General features: G+C 38.6%; 2 protein-coding genes. Both read left to right on the top strand.

Going from position 1 to position 3,516, the window contains the following annotated elements; translation table 11 throughout:
* Positions 1–138: T9SS type A sorting domain-containing protein (locus LIV57_RS23005; protein ID WP_227944440.1), on the top strand; the 138-nt coding region annotated here is incomplete at its 5' end.
* 233 nt (positions 139–371) lie between these two features.
* Positions 372–3,516, top strand: a 3,145-nt coding sequence (locus LIV57_RS22785) for a reprolysin-like metallopeptidase (protein ID WP_227944439.1), incomplete at its 3' end; no start/stop codon positions are given.

Genomic DNA, 3,516 nt, shown 5'->3' with positions numbered 1-3,516 from the left:
AATGCTGCAGGACAGGTTATCGCAGACGGTATCCTACTCAACAACCAGATCAATGTAAGCAGATTGATTAACGGTGTTTATGTAATTGACATCGATGACAACGGTAATACTACCCAAAAGAAATTTATCAAAGAATAAGTTATTTAAATTTCAAATAGAATAAGCCTCCGGAAATGGGGGCTTATTTTTTTGTGAAATTATTTCCCCTAAGGAGTGAATGTTTAAAATTTAATATAAATGTTTGATAATTGTTTATATTTTAAATTTTAATGTTTTTTTATTATTTATTTTTCAATAAAATTGATTTTCCGATTGTTTTTTGATAAAAAACAGTTTAGTTTTGTGAGATTAATATAAAATTTAAACAAATTATGAAAAGAATTTTTACTTCTTTCTTTTTCTTTTGTTTGTTTGCAATCGTTCAATCTCAATGGACAACTGCATCAGGTGAGAAAAGACTTAAAAACAGCTCATCAGCACAGGACTATTATTCTTTAGATATCGCATTGTTAAAATCTCAATTAACAAAAGCACAGGAGACGGGAAAAAATGCAAAACCTATCGTTATATTTTTACCTACATTAAATGGAAGGTTGGAAAAGTTTTCTGTTTATAGTTTTCCGGTTGTAGTGAAGGAATTAGCAGATCGCTATCAGCTAGGTTCTTATGTTGGGGTAGGGGTAGATGATCCCTCAAAATATGTGAGATTCAGTCTTGCTCCCAATGATTTTCAGTCTATGATCATTAAAGAGGGCGGCTATGAATTTATTGAGCCCGCAAATGCTGCTAAAACCATTTACAGTGTTCATCCAAAGACAAAAGGAAATAAAAATGGTTTTACATGTTCAACTGAAGAAACAAAAGCAGATCAGCATGAAATAGAAACACTTTATCAGAAAGGATCATCTTTTACTAATCAACCTGGTGATTTTGCAAGATCCTCAGATAAAAAATACAGAACCATGAGGCTGGCAATGTCAGTTACAGGTGAATATACGCAGTTTCATGGCGGAACAGTTGCAGGTGCTTTAACTGCAATTAACGCAACTTTAACCCGTGTAAATGGAGTTTTTGAAAAAGATTTTGCACTTCATCTTAATCTGCAAAATTACCCAAATGTAATTTATACCAACCCTGCTACAGATCCCTATGCAACCGTTGTTCCGGGTGCAGGTGTCCCGAGTTCATGGAATACGGAACTACAACAAACTTTAACAGCTAATGTAGGAAATGCAAATTATGATATAGGACATTTGTTTGGTGCCTCAGGAGGTGGTGGAAATGCCGGTTGTATAGGTTGTGTTTGTGTTGATCCTACTACTGCTGTTCCTAATGGGAAGGGGGCAGGAATTACTTCACCTTCCAATGGTGTTCCACAAGGTGATACTTTTGATATTGATTTTGTAGCTCATGAAATGGGGCATCAATTAGGAGGAAATCATACGTTCTCCTATCAAAATCAAGGAGCGCCGGTGCAAATGGAACCGGGTTCAGGGACAACAATTATGGCGTATGCCGGTGTTGCCAATGCCAATCAGGCACCTCCAGCCGGGACTACATTTGATATACAGCAGAATAGTGATGCGTATTTTTTTAAAGGGACCATTGATCAGGTTCAGGCTAATCTGTCCGCTAAAACATGTGATGTTGAGGTATCCGCAACAAATAATCCTCCGGTTATAACACCTTTGCCTACTTACAACATCCCTAAAGGTACAGCTTTTGTTTTGACAGCATCTGCCACAGATCCTGAAAATGACCCGTTGAGCTATGCATGGGAAGAAGTGGACCTTATGACAGTATCTATTAATAGTGGTAACCTGGGAAATACGGATGAAGGAGCTTCATTTAGGTCTTTGATGCCGTCCACAAGCCCCACCCGTTATTTTCCAAGGCTGTCTTCAGTATTGGCAGGTGCTCTCAATAACTCTAATAATCTTTGGGAAGCTGTATCTACTGTGCCAAGAACTACAAAATTTGCTGTAACGGTAAGAGACAATAGCCCGCTTGCTAGCCAGCAGCAGACTCAGAGCGCAACACAGACTATTATTGTAGGAAACGATGGCCCATTTAAAGTAAATGCTACCACGATTTATAATAACGGTCCTACCAATGTAACCTGGGATATAGCGAATACCAATACAGCTCCTTATAACACAGCAAATGTAAAAATAGATTTTACTACTGATAATGGATTAACATGGAATGTTGTTGCAGCTTCAACACCTAATGATGGAAGCCAATCTCTGGATTTCAGCTCTTTCCCTTTAACAGTAGGTGGAACAGCCAAAATTAGAGTGAGTGCGATCAATAATGTATTTTATGCAATAGGAACAGCAGTCATTGATACATTACCAATTTGTACTACTAATCCTCCGGGAGGAGTGACGGTGTCTGCCATAACACAGACTGCTGCAACAATAACCTGGAATGCTTCATTCAATGCGACTTATATTTTTCAGTATCGCGTAGCAGGAACTGCCAGCTGGACTACCTATACCCCTGCACCCATCACAAATACATTGACCCTTACAGGCTTAACAGCAGGAACATATTATGAAGTTCGTATAGCGAATGTATGTTTAGGAGTTACAGGCAGTTTTTCTCCGGCCACAGTTTTTATGACTCCATATTGTACAGCTTCTTCCAGTAGTACAAGTCTGGGATATATTTCAAATGTAAAGGTGACTCCGGTGAACTCTTATACCATGAGTAATGATTCGGGAGCTAATAATTACACAGATTATTCGATTGATGCAGCAAAATTAATTACTTTGATAAGAGGAACAAATAATAATAACATTTCTGTTTCAAAATCCTGGCCTGCGGCTTTGAGCAGTAAAGCAGTAAGTGTATGGATCGATTTTAATAAAAACGGAACTTTTGAAACGACTGAAAGAATCCTGAACGAAGCTAATAATACAACGACTCCCGTAGCCAATACATTTACAGTTCCTGCGACCGCTTATTCAGGTCCGCTTACAACACGTATGAGGGTAGTATTGAGAGATTTAAGTTCACCTGGTGCCTGTGGAACTTTCACTAATGGGGAAGTAGAAGATTACGCGGTGAAATTGATTGATATGCAGCCATGTACCAATACCGCACCGTCCAATATCACTATTACAGATCTTACGCCTACATCAGTCAATATTTCATGGGTTGCTACTACAGGAGCTACTTATAATATCAGATGGAGAGTTGCTCCGGGTGGAGTGTGGCAAACCGCTACAGTCCCTGCAGGTCAGAACTTCTATGGAATTACCGGTCTTACAGAACAGACTAATTATAATGTTCAGGTTTCTACCACTTGTAACGGTTCTACAGGATCTTACTCGTCAATAGTAACATTCACAACACCTCCATTAACTTACTGTCAAATGACAGGAACCGGTACAAATGACCATATTTCGAATGTAACAGTTACCTCTTCGAACCTTGGAGTTCCGCCAATGAATAATACTTCGGTACAGACCAATTATACCAGCTATACTACACCGGAGACTCTTATTACTT

This window comes from Chryseobacterium sp. X308, assembly GCF_020733145.1.
GTDB lineage: Bacteria > Bacteroidota > Bacteroidia > Flavobacteriales > Weeksellaceae > Chryseobacterium > Chryseobacterium cupriresistens.
The sequence above is the reverse complement of the archived record's forward strand: the minus strand, read 5'-3'. Positions and strand labels throughout refer to the sequence as shown.